Raw genomic sequence first — 16,747 nt, forward strand, 5'->3', positions numbered from 1 at the left:
TAATCGATCCACTCACGCATCACCACTGCTCAGGGCTTCGGATATCAATGAACCGTTACGAAGAAGACATGGCCGTGACACATCAGCTGGCCCCCCGCCTCGCCCAGTTCGTCGCGGTCGCCCGGCACGAGCACGTCACGCGCGCCGCCCACGAGCTGGGCGTACCGCAGTCGACCCTGTCCCGGGCGATGGTCCGCCTCGAACAGGACCTGGGCGTCACGCTGTTCGCCCGCAAGGGCCGCACCGTCGCCCTCACCACCGCCGGCCGCACCTTCCTCGCCTCCGCCGAACGGGCCCTCGACGGGATCGCCCGCGCCGCCGGATCCGTCCAGGAGGACGCCGATCCGGCGTCCGGCAAGGTGGCGTTCGGCTTCCTGCACACCCTGGGCCCCGAGACGGTGCCCGGCCTGATCCGCGGCTTCCGCGCCGACCACCCCCGCGTCCGCTTCGCCCTGGTCCAGAACTACGGCGAGGCCATGCTGGAGAAACTCCGCGCCGGGGAACTCGACCTGTGCCTGACCTCGCCGGTGCCCGACGCCCCCGACCTGGTGGCCCGCCGCCTCGACGAACAGCGGCTGCGCCTGGTGGTCCCGGACGACCACCGCCTCGCGGGCCGCAAGCGGATCCGCCTCGCGGAGGCCGCGGAGGAAACCTTCGTCACCCTCGAAGCGGGCTACGGCCTGCGCCGGATCACCGACGACCTGTGCGCGGAGGCCGGGTTCACCCCCAGGGTCGCCTTCGAGGGCGAGGAGGCGGAGACCCTGCGCGGCCTGGTCGCGGCGGGTCTCGGCGTGGCCCTCCTGCCCCCGCCGGCGGTGCCCCGCCCGGGGGTGGTCGAGCTGACGGTGACGGCGCCGCGCGCGGTGCGCGAGATCGGCGTGGCCTGGCTGGACGGCCACCCGGACACCCCACCGGTGGCCGCGTTCAAGCGCTTCCTCCTGTCCCGCCGCGGCCGCCTGATCCCGGAACTGGAACCGCCGTCCTAGGGGAGAGCAAGTACCCGGCCTGGAAGCGGGATTTGGCGCCGATCGCGCGCATGATCTCGGCGATGTGGCGTTGGCAGGTGCGTTCGGACATGCCGAGGCGGCGGGCGATTACCTTGTCCTCCAGGCCCTCCGACAGCAGTCGTACGATCGTCTGGCGGAGTTCGTCCGAGAGGGACTTGGCCGCCTCCGGGCTCACCGTCGTGGGGAAGGGCTCCGCCCCCGTCCAGGAGCGTTCGAACGCCGCCGTCATGAAGTGCACGACGCTCGGTTCCCGCACCACCAGCGCCGCGCCCTGCCGGTCCGGCACCGCCATCAGCCCGGTGTGCCCGTCGAAGATCAGCATCCGCATCAGCCCGTCGCCCAGGGTGCGCACCTGCGCTCCCAGCGCCGTGACCCGCTCGACGTACGCCGCCGTCGGCCGTGAATAGCGCGCCGTGTGCTGGTAGATGGTCCGCATCCGGACGCCGCGCGCCAGCAGCGACTCGTCCCGGCCGACCGCCTCCTCCAGCGTCTCCTGCGGCCGGCCCCCGCCCGGCTGGGAGGTCAGCAGCTCCCGTTCGCAGCCCGCCGCCAGTTCGGTGATCAGCCCGCGCACCGCGCCGAGGTCCGTCACCAGCTCCAGCCGCCCCGACCCGCTCAGGTCCCGGTGCGAGGCCCCCGCCTCGTACGCCGGGACCAGCGCCTCCAGCCGCCCGCGCAGCCGGTCCATCTCGTCGTGGGTCTCCCGTACGAGCAGGGCGAGCGGGGCCAGCGCCCGGGCCGCCGCCGCGCGGGGCGCCACCGCGCTCCAGCGCTCCGGGCCGCCGCCGGGGGCCCGCTGGAGCAGGTGCGCGGCGGCCAGCTCGGTCACGGCCGCCGCCGCGCAGGCCCCCAGCGCGGCCGTGGCGTCGGCCACCGTGAAGGCGTGCCGCTCGACGGCGTACGCGTACAGGCGCCGCGCCGCCGGGCTCAGGTCGTCGTCTTCGGCATCGGCGGGCATGTGCACATACGTCCCTGACTGTGTCCGTTTATAAACCCCTCGGGTTCCCGCAAGGCGGCAACTCGACGCCTGAACGAGGGCTTCCGCTCCTCGCCGGACCGGCACAGTGGTCCCACGGCGCGCGGCCGCGCCGGACCGGGAGCCGTCCGACCGAGAGGGGACGGAACGGCAGGCTCCGCCGACGCGGCCGCGCCGTGGCGACTGCGCCGGAAGGCGCAGGGCAACGCGTCGGTGAGGGGCTCAGGCCTGCTTCGCGTAGGAGCCGAAGCCCGTCCAGTCCACCGCGACGCACGGCTCGTCGCCCAGCACCCACGCGTCGTGCCCCGGGGCGATCTGCATGAAGTCCCCCGGGCCGTACTCGGCGCTCTCCCCGTCGTCCATGACGACGTGCATGCGGCCGCTCACCACGTACCCCGTGTGCGCGGACTGGCAGCTGTCCGTCCCCGCCAGCGGCTTGATGTGCTCCGACCACTTCCAGCCCGGCTCGAAGACGGCCCGCCCGACCGGCCCGCCGTCCGTCTCGATCAGGTCCAGCCTGCCCTTGCCCTCGGCGAACGGGCGGGTCTCGTCGGCGCTGTCGAAGCTCTTGCGCACCATGTTGGCCATGGCGGATCGCCTCCCGCGAAGGAGCCACCCCGAGTCCACTCCCCACTCTACGCTCGGGTCCGCGCCTCCTCAGCCCCGCAGGGACCGCCCGAAACCCGAGGCCAGCGGCATCCGCAGGCCCAGCGGCGGGGGCGCGGCGAGTGCGTCGGTGACCGGCCGGGAGTAACGGCCCGTGAACATCGCGCCGAGTACGAAGTCCACGGCCAGCGCCACCACTTCCGCCCGGTGGTCCCGCAGCCGGTGGCCGTCCGAGTGCACCTCGAACCGGCAAGTGGAACGATTCGCCTTCTTCGCCCGCGCGGCCAGCAGGAAGGAGGACTCCGGATCGCTGCGCGCGTCATTCGTGCCGTGCACGATCAGCACCTGGCGCCCCGCGAGCTGTTTCACCGGTTCAGGGGAGCCCCCGGGAACCACCCCGGGTAAGCAAGGGGCCAGCGCCACCACCGAGTTGACGGCGTCGTGCCCCGCCGCCCGCAGTGCCGCCCCGCCGCCCGCGCCGAAACCCGCCAGGCACACCGGCACGTCCCCGTACCGCCGCACCACCTCGTCCGCCGCCCACCCGGCGGCCTCCTCGAGGGGCCCCGCCCCGGGCACCACCGGATGCGCCACCAGCCCCTGCGCCCCGCCCGCCCGGGCCAGCGCCCGCGCGAGCGGGCGTACCGGAGAGGGGGACCATCTGGATGCTCCGGGGACCAGGAGCACCACCCCGTTGACCGTGCCGACCGTCGAGACCGAGCCGTTCGCGCCGGCCGCCCGCCCCAGGCGGGCCCCGCGCGCCGGCGGCGCATGCTGTGCCATGGCGGAACAGTCTCAGACCCACAGGTGTACGCGACCCGTCCGTACGGTCTCTGTTACATATCGACCTCGGCGCCGACTCCCCGCTCTACGCGCGTAGGAGTAGAGTGCCCGGATGACGAGCGAGACCTCCAACCTGCCCACCCCGGATCAGATCCGGCGCTCCCCGAAGGTGCTGCTGCACGACCACCTCGACGGTGGACTGCGCCCCGGCACCATCATCGAACTGGCCGCCGAGGCCGGCTACGACAAGCTGCCCGAGACCGACGCCGACAAGCTGGGCGTCTGGTTCCGCGACGCCGCGGACTCCGGCTCCCTCCCGCGCTACCTGGAGACGTTCGCGCACACCTGCGCCGTCATGCAGACGAAGGCGGCCCTGCACCGGGTCGCCGCCGAATGCGCCGAGGACCTGGCCGAGGACGGCGTCGTGTACGCCGAGATCCGCTACGCCCCCGAACAGCACCTGGAAGCCGGCCTGACCCTCGAAGAGGTCGTCGAGGCCGTGAACGACGGCTTCCGCGAGGGCGAGCGCCGCGCCCGGGCCAACGGCCACCGCATCCGCGTCGGCGCCCTGCTGACCGCGATGCGCCACGCGGCCCGCGCCCTGGAGATCGCCGAGCTGGCCAACCGCTACCGCGACAACGGCGTGGTCGGCTTCGACATCGCCGGCGCGGAGGCCGGGTTCCCCCCCACCCGCCACCTCGACGCCTTCGAGTACCTCAAGCGCGAGAACAACCACTTCACCATCCACGCGGGCGAGGCCTTCGGCCTGCCGTCGATCTGGCAGGCCCTCCAGTGGTGCGGCGCCGACCGGCTCGGCCACGGCGTGAAGATCATCGACGACATCGAGGTCGCCGAGGACGGCTCGGTCAAGCTGGGCCGCCTGGCCTCGTACGTCCGGGACAAGCGCATCCCCCTGGAGATGTGCCCCACCTCGAACCTCCAGACCGCCGCGGCCGCCTCGTACGCCGAACACCCGATCGGCCTGCTGCGCAAGCTGCACTTCCGGCTGACGGTCAACACCGACAACCGGCTGATGAGCGGCACCAGCATGAGCCGCGAGTTCGAGCACCTGGTCGACACCTTCGGTTACTCGCTCGACGACATGCAGTGGTTCACCGTCAATGCGATGAAGTCCGCGTTCATTCCTTTCGATGAACGACTGGCCATGATCAATGACGTGATCAAGCCGGGCTACGCGGAGCTGAAGTCCGAATGGCTGTTCCGCCAGACCGCTTCCACCAGCGGAACTGTCTCGGCCTAGGCCATGGGCTGACCTACGGAAAGCGTCCGGGAGAAATGATTTCCGGACGCTTTCTCGTATTTAAGGATGTTTGCAGGAGGGGGTTTGAAGTGGCTAGTTTGCGGAGCCGCTCAGTTCCCCGTCGCAAGGACGATCTTTCATGAAGCAGTCTGCTGCCAAGTCCCTCGGTGTCGCTGTGATGGGTGCCGCCCTCGCCGCGGGCGCCGCCGGAACCGCCTCGGCCTCGGCGCTCCCCGCCGCCAGCCTGACGGACACCCTCGGCTCCCTCACCAGCGCCACCAGCCAGCTCACCGACCAGACGCAGCAGGCGGCGCAGGAGGGCGAGGCCACGGACGCCGCCGCCCCCGTCACCAGCCTGCTCGGCGGGCTCCCCCCGCTGCCCGGCGGCCTCGGCGGCTGATCCGGGCCCCTTGAATCGCACGCACGTGCACGCGGCGCACGCCCCTTCGAGGAGGTGTGCGCCGCGTCGCGCGGTGTGCCACGATCACCACCAACTGCCCGGCTCAGCAAGGGGTATGAGGTTCGGTCATGCGCATCACGGCTCGATTCACGGCGCCCGCGACGAGGTTCGCGCTGCTCCCCGCCCTGCTCCTCGGGGCGGCCGCGTGCGGCGGCGGTACGGACACCTCCGCGTCCGGGAAGTCCCCCGACCCCAAGGGTTCGGCGGCCGTACGCCCCTCGGACGCACCCGGCGCGCCCGGCGCCCCGGCCGCCTCCGCCGCCCCCAAGGCCAAGGACGCGAGCCTGGAGCGGGCCGCCCTCGCCCAGGGCGACCTGGCCGGCTACCAGATCTCCGCGCAGGGCAAGAACCCGAACGCCCCGGACGGCCAGCCGCAGGCCGACAAGAAGGCCTGCCAGCCGCTCGCCGACGTCATGGGCGACAAGCCCGACCCGGCCGCCCGCGAGACCGTCAACCGGGGCATCGGCTCCCAGAAGCAGGTCGGACTCGCGGTCTCCGCCTCCGTCAGCTCCTACGCCGAGGGTGACGCCAAGAAGGTCCTCTCCCGGCTGCGCGAGGCCGTCGCCGCCTGCGGTACGGGCTTCACCGCCACCGTCGAGAAGCAGACCGGCCGCTACCGGGACGTGAAGACCGTCCCGTACCGGACCGCCGGCGACGAGACCGTCAGCTGGACGACGACCGCCGCGGCCGAAGGCGTCTCGGCGCCGGTCCACCTGGTCGTCGTGCGCGAGGGCGACCGGGTGGTGCGGCTGATGGCCCTCAACGTGGCCGCCCAGGACCAGAAGGCGCTGGTCCCGCAGGAAGTGGCCGACAAGCAGCTCGAGAAGGTCCGGAAGGCGGGCTGATCCCCGCCAGAGCCGCGCTCCGGCCACACCAGAGCCCCGGTCTGGTGCTACCAGGCGGTCCGCGCGGTGCCCGCTCCGGACTTCTCGTTCGGGAGCAGCAGCCACAGCGCGAGGTAGATGAGGAACTGCGGTCCGGGCAGCAGGCACGAGGCGACGAAGATGATCCGCATCGTCCGCGTCTTGATTCCGTAACGCCGTGCGAGCCCGGCGCAGACGCCGCCGATCATCCGTCCGTCACGGGGGCGGGTAATCGCGCTCATTTTCTTCTCCTTCGTAGGGGACCGCGGGCCGGGATATTCCCTTTCCGCGATGCCTCAATACTCGCGCGGTACCGCCGACAGCACCTCGGTCCAAGGGCCGATGCCGACCCTGGTAATTCTCGGGGTGGGCCCCTGAGTCGCGTGGGTGCGTCGCAGCCGGGCGCGCAGCACCGGTACGACGGCCAGGTGGACGAGCACCACGCCGGTGGTGTTCAGCAGCAGCGCGTCCACGTCCAGTACCCGGCCCGGGACCGCGGTCTGGAGCATCTCGATGCTCAGGGAGATCAGTACGGCCGCTGCCGCCGTCCGCCCCAGCGAGGACCAGGCGGCCAGCGGCCCGGGGACCAGGCGCCCGCCGGCCAGCGGCAGGAGCACCCCCAGCGGGGCCAGCAGCGCCAGCCCCTCGCCGATCCGCTGGGCGGCCTCCAGCGGGCCGTAGGCGAGGTCCGCCCGGATCCCCTCCAGCGGGGTCATGTTCGCGGCCGCCGCCCAGGGGACGTCCAGGGGGCTCAGGGTCAGCCATCCGACGACCAGCAGGTGCGCGGCCAGCAGGGCCCCGCTCAGGAGCCGGGACCGGACCGGGAGCTGTGTGGCGGTGGCGGCGCTGCCGCTGCCTGCATGACGGTGCACACCTGCGAGGACGCGCCCCCCGGCGGCGATGGTTCCGGCAGCCGGCGCCGTTGCGGAACGGTTACGGCCGCTCAGCGGCCCGGCCGGCGACGGCAGGACGCCTCAGCCCGTCGCGAGGAGGACGGCCAGCAGCACCGCACCCGCCACGGCCGGCGCGATGATCTCGTACGCCCACCGCACGGTGACGCCGCCCTGCGCGCCGGGCCGGGCGGCGCCCGTCTCGTGGAGCTCGCGCAGCTCGTCCACGACCCGGTCGGCGCCCGCCCGCTGCGGCGCGGCGCCCGCGGCGGCCTCCTCCTGCTCCGTCACGCCCTTGCCGCTGAGCGCGTCCCGGCGGCTGAACTGCCGGCCCGCCTTCTTGCGCTCGCGCAGCGACACCGGGACCGACCACAGCTGGTACTTCGACCCCTGCGCCAGCACCTCGGCCGAGTACCCGGCGCGCACCGCGTCGACGGCGGCCCAGGGCAGCTCGATGATCCGGAAGGGGTTGCGGATCCGCATCCGGTCGTCGTTGGCGAAGACGGCCGGCCGCAGGGTGAACGCCACGATCAGCGGGACGGCGCACAGCGCGACGGCGATCCCGATCCAGCGGGCGCTCGCCCCGCCCCGTACGACGGCGTCCCCGCACAGCCACGCGACGAGCGCGAGCAGCAGCACCCCGGTGACGACGGCCATGGGGGAGCGGTAGACGCGGTCGGCGTAGACCGGCTCGTGGGGGGAGGGCGTAGTCATGCGCCGATTGTGCCGCATGGGCCGCCGGGCGGTACCGGCACGCGGAGCCCGAAGCTCCGATGACGGATGTCACGCCCATGTGTGCACCGTGGGGGGTGACAGGCGCTACGCGCGTAGATATGCTCATCTGGTGACCATGCCCACCACCCTCACCGCATTCGCTGACGTGACGACGTCCGACAGTGCGCTGCGCCGCTTCCTGCACGGGCTGCCCGGCGTAGACGCAGTCGGCCTGGAGGCCCGCGCGGCCTCACTCGGCACCCGCTCGATCAAGACGACGGCCAAGGCGTACGCCATCGACCTGGCCATCTCGATGATCGACCTGACGACGCTCGAGGGTGCGGACACCCCGGGCAAGGTCCGGGCGCTCTCCGCCAAGGCCGTCAACCCCGACCCGACCGACCGCAGCACGCCCATGACCGCGGCGGTCTGCGTCTACCCCGACATGGTGGCCACCGCCAAGGCCGCGCTGCACGGAGCCGACGTCAAGGTCGCCTCCGTCGCCACCGCCTTCCCGGCCGGCCGCGCCGCCCTGCCGGTCAAGCTCGCCGACACCCGTGACGCCGTCGCCGCCGGCGCCGACGAGATCGACATGGTCATCGACCGTGGCGCCTTCCTCGCCGGCCGCTACCTGGAGACGTACGAGCTGATCAGGGCCGTCAAGGAGGCCTGCGTCCGAGAGGACGGCACGGCCGCCCGCCTGAAGGTCATCTTCGAGACCGGCGAGCTGTCGACGTACGACAACATCCGCCGCGCCTCCTGGATCGGCATGCTCGCCGGCGCCGACTTCATCAAGACCTCCACCGGCAAGGTCGGCGTCAACGCCACCCCCGCCAACACCCTGCTGATGCTCGAAGCCGTACGCGACTTCAAGGCGCAGACTGGAATTCAGATCGGCGTGAAGCCGGCCGGCGGCATCCGCACCACCAAGGACGCCATCAAGTTCCTCGTCCTGGTCAACGAGACCGCGGGCGAGGACTGGCTGACCAACGAGTGGTTCCGCTTCGGCGCCTCCAGCCTGCTGAACGACCTGCTCATGCAGCGCCAGAAGCTGAGCACCGGGCGTTACTCCGGTCCCGACTACGTGACGGTGGACTGATCACCATGGCATCCCTCTTCGAGTACGCGCCGGCCCCCGAGTCCCGCTCGGTCGTCGACATCGCCCCCTCCTACGGGCTCTTCATCGACGGCGAGTTCACCGACGCCGCCGACGGCAAGGTCTTCAAGACCGTCAGCCCCTCCAGCGAGGAGGTGCTGGCCGAGGTCGCCCAGGCCGGCGCCGCCGACGTCGACCGTGCCGTCAAGGCCGCCCGCAAGGCCTTCGAGAAGTGGTCCGCGCTGCCGGGCTCCGAGCGCGCCAAGTACCTCTTCCGCATCGCCCGGATCATCCAGGAGCGCAGCCGCGAGCTGGCCGTCCTGGAGACCCTGGACAACGGCAAGCCGATCAGGGAGACCCGCGACGCGGACCTCCCGCTGGTCGCCGCGCACTTCTTCTACTACGCGGGCTGGGCCGACAAGCTCGACCACGCCGGCTACGGCGCGAACCCCCGCCCCCTCGGCGTGGCCGGACAGGTCATCCCGTGGAACTTCCCGCTGCTGATGCTCGCGTGGAAGATCGCCCCGGCGCTCGCCACCGGCAACACGGTCGTGCTGAAGCCCGCCGAGACGACCCCGCTGTCCGCCCTGTTCTTCGCGGACATCTGCCGCCAGGCCGGCCTGCCCAAGGGCGTCGTCAACATCATCCCCGGCTACGGGGACGCGGGCGCCGAGCTCGTCGCGCACCCGGACGTCAACAAGGTCGCCTTCACCGGCTCCACCGCCGTCGGCAAGGCCATCGCCCGCCAGATCGCCGGCACCGACAAGAAGGTCACCCTGGAACTGGGCGGCAAGGGCGCCAACATCGTCTTCGACGACGCCCCCATCGACCAGGCCGTCGAGGGCATCGTGGGCGGCATCTTCTTCAACCAGGGCCAGGTCTGCTGCGCGGGCTCGCGCCTGCTGGTCCAGGAGTCGATCCACGACGAGCTGCTCGACTCCCTCAAGCGCCGCCTGTCCACGCTGCGCCTGGGCGACCCGCTCGACAAGAACACCGACATCGGCGCCATCAACTCCGCCGAGCAGCTCGCCCGGATCACCGCGCTCGCCGACACCGGCGAGGCCGAGGGCGCCGAGCGCTGGTCCCCGGCGTGCGAGCTGCCGTCCGCCGGTTACTGGTTCGCCCCGACGCTGTTCACCAACGTCACCCAGGCGCACACCGTCGCCCGCGACGAGATCTTCGGCCCGGTGCTGTCCGTACTGACCTTCCGCACGCCCGACGAGGCCGTCGCCAAGGCCAACAACAGCCAGTACGGCCTGTCCGCCGGCATCTGGACGGAGAAGGGCTCGCGCATCCTCGCGGTCGCGAACAAGCTCCGCGCGGGTGTGGTGTGGGCCAACACGTTCAACAAGTTCGACCCGACCTCGCCCTTCGGCGGCTACAAGGAGTCGGGCTTCGGCCGCGAGGGCGGTCGCCACGGCCTGGAGGCTTACCTCGATGTCTGAGACGACCACGCGTCTGAACGTCTTCAAGACCTACAAGCTGTACGTCGGGGGCAAGTTCCCCCGCTCCGAGAGCGGCCGGGTGTACGAGGTGACGGACTCCAACGGCAAGTGGCTGGCCAACGCCCCCCTGTCCTCCCGCAAGGACGCCCGTGACGCGGTCGTCGCCGCGCGCAAGGCCTTCGGCGGCTGGGCGGGCGCGACCGCGTACAACCGCGGCCAGATCCTCTACCGCATCGCCGAGATGCTGGAGGGCCGCCGCGGACAGTTCGTCCACGAGGTCCGCGAGGCGGAGGGCCTGTCCAAGGTGAAGGCCGCCGCCGTCGTGGACGCGGCCATCGACCGCTGGGTCTGGTACGCGGGCTGGACCGACAAGATCGGCCAGGTCGTGGGAGCCGCCAACCCGGTCGCGGGGCCGTTCTTCAACCTGTCCACGCCGGAGCCGACCGGTGTCGTCACCGTCGTCGCCCCGCAGGACTCGTCGTTCCTGGGCCTGGTCTCGGTGATCGCGCCGGTCATCGCCACGGGCAACACGGTCGTGGTGATCGCCTCGGAGAAGTCCCCGCTGCCCGCCCTCTCGCTGGGCGAGGTGCTGGCCACCTCCGACCTGCCCGGCGGCGTGGTGAACATCCTGTCCGGCAAGGCCGCCGAGATGGGCCCGCACCTGGCGGCCCACCAGGACGTCAACGCCATCGACCTGGCGGGCGCCGACGCGGCCCTCGCCAAGGAGCTGGAAATCGCGGCCGCCGACAACCTCAAGCGCGTCCTGCGTCCACAGCCTGTGGACGACTGGACCGCCGACCCGGGCACGCACCGCATGACGGCGTTCCTGGAGACCAAGACGGTCTGGCACCCGACGGGCTCGCTGGGCTCGGGCGGATCCTCGTACTAGCCGTCACGGCAGGTACGAGCACACGAAGACCGGCCCTGGCGGCGACCCCCGTGCCGCCAGGGCCTTCGTGCTTTCCCCGCTACTGCTTCGGCAGGACCGGGCCGAGCAGCGAGGACACCGCCGTCGTCGGCAGCTCCCCGACCGACGGGCCCTGCGTCAGGACCCCGGTCACCATCCCCGTACCCACGGCCGGGAAGTCCGCGACCTTGGTCGCCACCCCGTTGTCGAGCGGGTCCACCCCGGTGTGGGCGAGCGGATTCACCTTGAGGTTCGTGACCGGGTCGGCGACCCCGGCCACCGCCGCCTGGAGGTCGGTCTCCGCCGCCTGCAGGCGGGTCTGCGCCTGGGCCCCGCCGGCCGCCATCGCCAGGGCCGCCCCGGCCATGGACAGGGTCAGGCCGGCGGCGCGGAGCCGCTTCGGCGACGGTTCGGGGGCTGCGTGACGTGCCATGGGTTCCCGCCTGAGGTCGTAGTCGCGTGCGCACACACAGTAGTGGAGGCGGCTTCCCGGTCGCCAACCCGCCGTGTGAGGCCCGTCGCAGGGGCCGTCGCCGGTGTGTCGATACGCCGGGTCATGCCTCACACTGGTCTCCCGTGAGCAGTTCATCTCCCCTCCCCACGCGCGTCGTCCTGCTGACCGGTCCCTCGGGTTCCGGCAAGTCCTCGCTCGCGGCCCGGTCGGGCCTTCCCGTACTGCGCCTGGACGACTTCTACAAGGAGGGGACGGACCCGACCCTTCCGCTGGTCGAGGGCAGCTCCGACATCGACTGGGACTCCCCGCTCTCCTGGGACGCGGACACCGCCGTCACGGCCATCGCGGAGCTGTGCGCCTCGGGCCGTACCCACGTCCCCGTCTACTCCCTCGCCACGTCCTCGCGGACCGGCACGGAGACCCTGGACATCGACCGCACCCCGCTGTTCATCGCGGAGGGCATCTTCGCCGCCGACATCGCGGCGCGCTGCCAGGAACTGGGCCTGCTCGCCGACGCCATCTGCCTGCGCGGCCGGCCCTCCACCACCTTCCGCCGCCGCCTCGCCCGGGACCTGCGCGAAGGCCGCAAGTCCCTGCCGTTCCTGCTGCGCAGGGGCTACCGGCTGATGCGCGCCGAACGCGGCATCGTCGCCCGGCACGTCGCCCTCGGCGCCCACGCCTGCGCCCGCGACGAGGCCCTCGGCCGGCTGGCCGCCGCCGCGGCGGGCCGCCACCGCACCCCCACCGCCCTCTGACCGGCGGTACGCAGACCCCGGCACACCGGCGGAAATGCGAAGAGGCGGGACCGCGCGGACCCCCGGCCGCCCGATCCCGCCTCTTCTCCCCCTGCGGCCCCCGTCCCACCCCCGTAGGACGGGCCCCCCGGCCCCATGGTCTGTGGTTACGCGACGAGCTCCCCGAAGGACTCCGCCTCGTCACGCCCGAAGCTCAGCACCTCGTCCTCCCGCAGCCGGCGCAGCGAGCGCCAGATGCTCGACTTCACGGTGCCGACGCTGATGCCCAGGATCTCCGCGATCTCCGGGTCCGTACGGCCCTCGTAGTAGCGCAGCACCAGCATCGTGCGCTGCGGCTCCGGGATGCGGGACAGCGCCTGCCACAGCACCGCGCGCAGCTCCGTACCGCGCATGGCGTCCGTGTCGGAGGCCGTCTCCGGCAGCTCCTCGGTCGGGTACTCGTTCAGCTTGCGCCGACGCCACGCGCTGATGTGCAGGTTCGTCATCGTGCGGCGCAGGTACCCGCCGACCGCCGCCTTGTCGCTGATCCGGTCCCAGGCGCGGTACGTGGAGAACAGCGCGCTCTGCAACAGGTCCTCGGCCTCGTGCCGGTCGCCGGTGAGGTGGAAGGCCGTCGCGAACAGCGCGGCCCGCCGCTCCTGGACGTACGCGGTGAACTCCGCCTCCGAGGAGGACGACGGGGAAGGCGTGCTGCGCTGTGCGGGAACCGCCTGGTACTGCTTCGCGTCAATGGCTGTGACGTGTGCCGGCCGCTGACGGGCGACCGTCACCGTACGGACACCCGCCCGGCGGTTCACATCGTGCAGCCGCGTGACGACCGCGCTGGTCGTGGTGCTGTGCAGCGTGTTCATCTCGCGCCCCCCGTCGTGGAGTCTGCTTCGGCCCGTGGTTCCGGTCCGTCGTTGTCGATGGGAAAAGCCTGCCCGCCGGACATAACCAGGGTGTCCGCCGACTGTCACAGGCCTGTCACAGCCACCGGCCCGCCGGTCCGTGGCGCGATTGCCCCCTGCCGGACGGTCGAAGTGCGGACGGCCGATGGGACAGAATGAGCCCGTGCCTTTCCTGTTGCTGATCGAGGACGACGACGCCATCCGCACGGCCCTCGAACTCTCCCTGTCACGCCAGGGCCACCGAGTGGCCACCGCGGCGACGGGCGAGGACGGTCTGAAACTGCTCCGCGAGCAGCGGCCCGACCTGATCGTGCTGGACGTGATGCTGCCCGGGATCGACGGCTTCGAGGTGTGCCGGCGGATCCGCCGCACCGACCAGCTGCCGATCATCCTGCTCACCGCGCGCAGCGACGACATCGATGTCGTGGTGGGCCTGGAGTCCGGTGCCGACGACTACGTGGTCAAGCCCGTCCAGGGCCGGGTGCTCGACGCCCGCATCCGGGCCGTGCTGCGCCGCGGCGAGCGCGAGGCCAGCGACTCGGCCGTGTTCGGCTCGCTGGTGATCGACCGGGCCGCCATGACCGTCACCAAGAACGGCGAGGACCTCCAGCTGACCCCGACCGAACTGCGGCTGCTCCTGGAGCTCAGCCGCCGGCCCGGCCAGGCGCTGTCCCGCCAGCAGCTGCTGCGCCTCGTGTGGGAGCACGACTACCTCGGCGACTCCCGGCTCGTCGACGCCTGCGTGCAGCGGCTGCGTGCCAAGGTCGAGGAAGTGCCCTCCTCGCCGACGCTGATCCGTACCGTGCGGGGCGTCGGCTACCGGCTGGACTCGCCGCAGTGACCAAGCCCCTCTTCGCGGGCCGGCGCTGGACCAGCCTGCGGCTGCGCCTGCTCGTGGTGTTCGCGCTGGTCGCGCTGACCGCCGCGGTCTCCGCGTCCGGCATCGCGTACTGGCTCAACCGCGAAGCGGTGCTCACCCGGACCCAGGACGCGGCCCTCGGCGACTTCCGCCAGGAGATGCAGAACCGGGCCGCGGCACTGCCCGCGGACCCGACGCCCGACGAGATACAGCGCACCGCCGAGCTGATGGCGGGAAGCAGCCCCGGCTACAGCGTGCTGCTCGTCCACGAACGCAAGGACGGGCGCAAGGTGATCGGCGCCGCCGGCGCCGTCCCGTTCGGGCTGAACGACGTACCGCAGTCCCTCCAGCACGCGGTGAACGACCGGCAGAAGACCACCGCCGCCAACGACGCCGAGTACCACATGTACTGGCAGCGGACGAAGCCGCAGGGCAACCCGTACCTGGTCGGCGGCACCCGGATCGTCGGCGGCGGGCCCACCGGCTACATGTACAAGTCGCTCGCCACGGAGCGGGACGACCTCAACGCGCTGGGCTGGTCGCTGACCATCGCCACCGGTGTGGCGCTGCTCGGGTCGGCGCTGCTCGCGCAGGCGGCGGCGCGGACCGTCCTCAAGCCCGTACAGCGGCTCGGGGACGCGGCCCGGCGGCTCGGCGAGGGCGAACTGGACCACCGGCTGGAGGTGTCGGGCACCGACGAACTCGCCGATCTGTCACGGACGTTCAACCGGACCGCGGAGGCCCTGGAGAAGAAGGTCGCCGACATGAGCGCGCGCGAGGAGGCGAGCCGGCGGTTCGTGGCGGACATGTCCCACGAACTGCGCACGCCGCTGACGGCGCTGACGGCGGTCGCCGAGGTGCTGGAGGAGGAGGTCGAGTACCTCGACCCGATGATCGCCCCGGCGGTCGGGCTCGTCGTCAGCGAGACGCGGCGGCTGAACGACCTGGTGGAGAACCTGATGGAGGTCACCCGCTTCGACGCGGGGACGGCCCGCCTGGTGCTGGACGACGTGAACGTCGCCGACCAGGTCACGGCGTGCATCGACGCGCGGGCCTGGCTGGACGCGGTCGAACTCGACGCCGGGCGCGGGATCGTCGCGCGGCTCGACCCGCGGCGGCTCGACGTCATCCTGGCCAACCTGATCGGCAACGCGCTCAAGCACGGCGGTTCGCCGGTGCGGGTGTCGGTGCTGGTGGAGGGGGAGTGGCTGGTGATCGCGGTCAAGGACAACGGGCCGGGCATCCCGGAGGAGGTGCTGCCGCACGTCTTCGACCGCTTCTACAAGGCGAGCGCGTCCCGGCCGAAGTCGGACGGGAGCGGGCTGGGGCTGTCGATCGCGATGGAGAACGCGCACATCCACGGCGGTGACATCACGGCCGCGAACGGGCCGGAGGGCGGGGCCGTCTTCACGTTGCGGCTGCCGGTGGACGTGGGGAAGGTGATCGCCGGTGACGGCATGGAGGGGTAGGGCGTGCGGGGCCCTGGTGCTGGCGGGGGTGTTCGCCCTGTCCGGGTGCGGGATCCGCGCCACGACCGTACCGGTCGACGTGGGCGCGGCGCCGTCGCGGGTGTCCTGCGAAACCCCCGGGCAGCCGGGCGGGCAGAGCGGGGTGCAGGGCTTCCGGGCCACGGTGGAACTGGTCTGCGGGTCGCAGCTGGTGGGCGTGGAGCGGGTGGTTCCGGTGCCTGAGAAGCGGGCTTCGCGGGAGCCGGTGGTGCTGGTCGCGCAGGCGCTGCTGGAGGAACTGGAACGGAACCCGTCGGCGGAGGAACGGGACGGGGGCTTCACCACCAGCGTCCCGGACGGCCTGTCGGCTGCCCCGGCGCGGGCGGGCGACCCGGCGGGCACGCTCCGGCTGAGCCGCAAGCCGGAGGACCTGGCGCCGGTGGCGCTGGCCCAGGTGGTGTGCACCCTGGCCGCGAGCGAGGCCGTCTCGGCGGGCGCGGGCCCGGTGGTCCTGGGCGGCCCGGACGCGGACCCGCCGCGCGCGTGGGAGTGCACGGACGCGGTCCGCTCCCGCCCGGAATCCGTCCCGACCCTGGGCGACCTGGCGAGCCCGACACCGTCGCCGGGGGCGTCGTCGGGGGTCTGAGGCGTACGGGGCTTGTGGCGCGGGCCGGCTGTCTCCCTCGTGGGGGTGGGGCCGGGCGGGGTGGTGGGCGGTGTCGTGGAGGGGCGGTCTCACAGCCGGTTCGGTGGTTTCCCGTCAGTCCCATCGTCATTCCGTGCCGTGCCGGTCCCTCAAGGGCGCTCCCTTCGGTCGCGTCGCTTCGCGATGGCCTTCGGCCACCCTTGACCGACCGCCCCGCCCCAGAAAGACAAGGACTGCCGGGAAGCCCCCGAAAGAACGGTCACTGGGGAGGACAGGCAGGAGCGGGTCCCTCAGGGACGAGGCGACGGGGCCGGGCCTTGGCCGGCTGGCGCCCGGGCCCTCATGGCGGAGATTCCGGACAGGCGCGGGCTACCCGCACGAGAGGCTGCCCAGGGCCCCCTGCGGAGCACCCAGGCGCAGCAGATCGCCACGCGTTCCCCAGGTCTCGCCGGCCGACGGCCGTCTTGGGCTGTCACCCGCACCACACGGTGATCAGAGCGGCGAGGGAAGCCCTGTCGGAGTCTGCGGGTGAAAAAGACACCCTCAGACTCCGACAAGCCGTCACCCGACCTGCGTGAGGCGCCCTTCACCCCTCGAAAGCACCCGATCGCCCCCTTCTCGCCCAGCCCGGTCCCTCGTCTCATCCCTGAGAGACCCGCTCCTGGGACCTCTCCCTGGTGACCGTTCCTT

General features: G+C 72.3%; 19 protein-coding genes. 11 read left to right on the forward strand and 8 right to left on the reverse strand.

Going from position 1 to position 16,747, the window contains the following annotated elements:
* Positions 1–47 precede the first annotated feature (47 nt).
* A complete protein-coding gene (locus ACZ501_RS06825; protein WP_468793085.1) occupies positions 48–986 on the forward strand; it encodes a LysR family transcriptional regulator in 939 nt (312 codons plus the stop codon).
* Here ACZ501_RS06825 and ACZ501_RS06830 read toward each other — a convergent pair.
* From ACZ501_RS06830 to ACZ501_RS06840, 3 genes are all read right to left on the reverse strand, one after another.
* Positions 925–1,965, reverse strand: coding sequence for a helix-turn-helix transcriptional regulator (locus ACZ501_RS06830; RefSeq protein WP_468793088.1), 1,041 nt, complete (start codon positions 1,963–1,965; stop codon positions 925–927). The genes ACZ501_RS06825 and ACZ501_RS06830 overlap by 62 nt on opposite strands.
* Positions 1,966–2,205: 240 nt before the next feature.
* Positions 2,206–2,571 (reverse strand): cupin domain-containing protein, encoded by a 366-nt coding sequence (locus tag ACZ501_RS06835; protein ID WP_361609283.1) that lies wholly within the window; start codon positions 2,569–2,571, stop codon positions 2,206–2,208.
* Positions 2,572–2,640: 69 nt separating this feature from the next.
* Positions 2,641–3,369, reverse strand: a complete 729-nt coding sequence (locus ACZ501_RS06840; RefSeq protein ID WP_468793091.1) for an alpha/beta hydrolase — start codon at positions 3,367–3,369, stop codon at positions 2,641–2,643.
* Between the two features lie 112 nt (positions 3,370–3,481).
* Between ACZ501_RS06840 and ACZ501_RS06845 the strand changes: the two genes are divergently transcribed.
* From ACZ501_RS06845 to ACZ501_RS06855, 3 genes are all read left to right on the forward strand, one after another.
* Positions 3,482–4,630 (forward strand): adenosine deaminase, encoded by a 1,149-nt coding sequence (locus ACZ501_RS06845; RefSeq protein ID WP_362462798.1) that lies wholly within the window; start codon positions 3,482–3,484, stop codon positions 4,628–4,630.
* Positions 4,631–4,769: 139 nt separating this feature from the next.
* Positions 4,770–5,030, forward strand: coding sequence for a hypothetical protein (locus tag ACZ501_RS06850; protein ID WP_361609289.1), 261 nt, complete (start codon positions 4,770–4,772; stop codon positions 5,028–5,030).
* Between the two features lie 128 nt (positions 5,031–5,158).
* Entirely contained in the window at positions 5,159–5,935 is a 777-nt protein-coding gene (locus tag ACZ501_RS06855; protein WP_361609291.1) for a hypothetical protein, read from the forward strand.
* 47 nt (positions 5,936–5,982) lie between these two features.
* Here ACZ501_RS06855 and ACZ501_RS06860 read toward each other — a convergent pair whose 3' ends face one another.
* From ACZ501_RS06860 to ACZ501_RS06870, 3 genes are all read right to left on the reverse strand, one after another.
* Complete coding sequence (locus ACZ501_RS06860) at positions 5,983–6,195, reverse strand: PspC domain-containing protein (protein WP_362462793.1); 213 nt, start codon at positions 6,193–6,195, stop codon at positions 5,983–5,985.
* A 54-nt stretch (positions 6,196–6,249) separates the two neighbouring features.
* On the reverse strand, positions 6,250–6,825 hold the full coding sequence (locus ACZ501_RS06865) for a VanZ family protein (RefSeq protein WP_468793095.1): 576 nt from the start codon (positions 6,823–6,825) through the stop codon (positions 6,250–6,252).
* A 102-nt stretch (positions 6,826–6,927) separates the two neighbouring features.
* Positions 6,928–7,557, reverse strand: coding sequence for a PH domain-containing protein (locus ACZ501_RS06870; RefSeq protein ID WP_361609295.1), 630 nt, complete (start codon positions 7,555–7,557; stop codon positions 6,928–6,930).
* Between the two features lie 136 nt (positions 7,558–7,693).
* Here ACZ501_RS06870 and deoC point away from each other — a divergent pair, with 136 nt between their 5' ends.
* From deoC to ACZ501_RS06885, 3 genes are read left to right on the forward strand one after another with little or no spacing between them, the layout of a single operon-like run.
* Positions 7,694–8,656 carry a deoxyribose-phosphate aldolase gene (gene deoC, locus ACZ501_RS06875; RefSeq protein ID WP_361609307.1) on the forward strand — a complete coding sequence of 321 codons (963 nt, stop codon included), beginning with the start codon at positions 7,694–7,696 and terminating at the stop codon, positions 8,654–8,656.
* Between the two features lie 5 nt (positions 8,657–8,661).
* Positions 8,662–10,098: an aldehyde dehydrogenase family protein gene (locus tag ACZ501_RS06880; protein ID WP_361609297.1), complete on the forward strand. Its 1,437-nt coding sequence runs from the start codon at positions 8,662–8,664 to the stop codon at positions 10,096–10,098.
* Entirely contained in the window at positions 10,091–10,987 is an 897-nt protein-coding gene (locus tag ACZ501_RS06885) for an aldehyde dehydrogenase family protein (protein ID WP_361609299.1), read from the forward strand. The genes ACZ501_RS06880 and ACZ501_RS06885 overlap by 8 nt, the downstream gene beginning before the upstream one ends.
* Before the next feature lie 79 nt (positions 10,988–11,066).
* Here the strand turns inward: ACZ501_RS06885 and ACZ501_RS06890 are convergent, their stop codons facing one another.
* Positions 11,067–11,438, reverse strand: a complete 372-nt coding sequence (locus ACZ501_RS06890) for a hypothetical protein (RefSeq protein WP_361609301.1) — start codon at positions 11,436–11,438, stop codon at positions 11,067–11,069.
* Between the two features lie 143 nt (positions 11,439–11,581).
* On the opposite strand from ACZ501_RS06890, the gene ACZ501_RS06895 reads away from it, so the two are divergent.
* Positions 11,582–12,214 carry a uridine kinase family protein gene (locus tag ACZ501_RS06895; RefSeq protein ID WP_361609303.1) on the forward strand — a complete coding sequence of 211 codons (633 nt, stop codon included), beginning with the start codon at positions 11,582–11,584 and terminating at the stop codon, positions 12,212–12,214.
* 146 nt (positions 12,215–12,360) lie between these two features.
* Here the strand turns inward: ACZ501_RS06895 and ACZ501_RS06900 are convergent, their stop codons facing one another.
* The gene (locus tag ACZ501_RS06900) at positions 12,361–13,065 is read right to left on the reverse strand and encodes a SigE family RNA polymerase sigma factor (RefSeq protein WP_361611108.1); all 705 of its coding nucleotides are present in this window, start codon (positions 13,063–13,065) and stop codon (positions 12,361–12,363) included.
* Between the two features lie 202 nt (positions 13,066–13,267).
* Between ACZ501_RS06900 and afsQ1 the strand changes: the two genes are divergently transcribed.
* Genes afsQ1 through ACZ501_RS06915 form a run of 3 tightly spaced genes read left to right on the forward strand, consistent with a single transcriptional unit; the run spans position 13,268 to position 16,057 of the window.
* Positions 13,268–13,945 carry a two-component system response regulator AfsQ1 gene (gene afsQ1, locus ACZ501_RS06905; RefSeq protein WP_180291024.1) on the forward strand — a complete coding sequence of 226 codons (678 nt, stop codon included), beginning with the start codon at positions 13,268–13,270 and terminating at the stop codon, positions 13,943–13,945.
* Positions 13,942–15,432, forward strand: a complete 1,491-nt coding sequence (locus ACZ501_RS06910) for a HAMP domain-containing sensor histidine kinase (protein WP_361611110.1) — start codon at positions 13,942–13,944, stop codon at positions 15,430–15,432. Before afsQ1 ends, ACZ501_RS06910 begins: the two co-directional genes overlap by 4 nt.
* The gene (locus ACZ501_RS06915) at positions 15,413–16,057 is read left to right on the forward strand and encodes a hypothetical protein (RefSeq protein WP_468793098.1); all 645 of its coding nucleotides are present in this window, start codon (positions 15,413–15,415) and stop codon (positions 16,055–16,057) included. Before ACZ501_RS06910 ends, ACZ501_RS06915 begins: the two co-directional genes overlap by 20 nt.
* Positions 16,058–16,747 lie beyond the last annotated feature (690 nt).

The organism is Streptomyces sp. NPDC034085 (genome assembly GCF_055575555.1).

What these genes read in the sequence shown, in the direction of transcription:
- ACZ501_RS06870 (WP_361609295.1), bottom strand. Translation starts at nt 7,557, where the DNA reads ATGACTACGCCCTCCCCCCACGAGCCGGTCTACGCCGACCGCGTCTAC.
- ACZ501_RS06825 (WP_468793085.1), top strand. Translation starts at nt 48, where the DNA reads ATGAACCGTTACGAAGAAGACATGGCCGTGACACATCAGCTGGCCCCC.
- deoC (WP_361609307.1), top strand. Translation starts at nt 7,694, where the DNA reads ATGCCCACCACCCTCACCGCATTCGCTGACGTGACGACGTCCGACAGT.
- ACZ501_RS06880 (WP_361609297.1), top strand. Translation starts at nt 8,662, where the DNA reads ATGGCATCCCTCTTCGAGTACGCGCCGGCCCCCGAGTCCCGCTCGGTC.
- ACZ501_RS06830 (WP_468793088.1), bottom strand. Translation starts at nt 1,965, where the DNA reads ATGCCCGCCGATGCCGAAGACGACGACCTGAGCCCGGCGGCGCGGCGC.
- ACZ501_RS06885 (WP_361609299.1), top strand. Translation starts at nt 10,091, where the DNA reads ATGTCTGAGACGACCACGCGTCTGAACGTCTTCAAGACCTACAAGCTG.
- ACZ501_RS06900 (WP_361611108.1), bottom strand. Translation starts at nt 13,065, where the DNA reads ATGAACACGCTGCACAGCACCACGACCAGCGCGGTCGTCACGCGGCTG.
- ACZ501_RS06845 (WP_362462798.1), top strand. Translation starts at nt 3,482, where the DNA reads ATGACGAGCGAGACCTCCAACCTGCCCACCCCGGATCAGATCCGGCGC.
- ACZ501_RS06860 (WP_362462793.1), bottom strand. Translation starts at nt 6,195, where the DNA reads ATGAGCGCGATTACCCGCCCCCGTGACGGACGGATGATCGGCGGCGTC.
- ACZ501_RS06835 (WP_361609283.1), bottom strand. Translation starts at nt 2,571, where the DNA reads ATGGCCAACATGGTGCGCAAGAGCTTCGACAGCGCCGACGAGACCCGC.
- ACZ501_RS06850 (WP_361609289.1), top strand. Translation starts at nt 4,770, where the DNA reads ATGAAGCAGTCTGCTGCCAAGTCCCTCGGTGTCGCTGTGATGGGTGCC.
- ACZ501_RS06840 (WP_468793091.1), bottom strand. Translation starts at nt 3,369, where the DNA reads ATGGCACAGCATGCGCCGCCGGCGCGCGGGGCCCGCCTGGGGCGGGCG.
- ACZ501_RS06890 (WP_361609301.1), bottom strand. Translation starts at nt 11,438, where the DNA reads ATGGCACGTCACGCAGCCCCCGAACCGTCGCCGAAGCGGCTCCGCGCC.
- ACZ501_RS06855 (WP_361609291.1), top strand. Translation starts at nt 5,159, where the DNA reads ATGCGCATCACGGCTCGATTCACGGCGCCCGCGACGAGGTTCGCGCTG.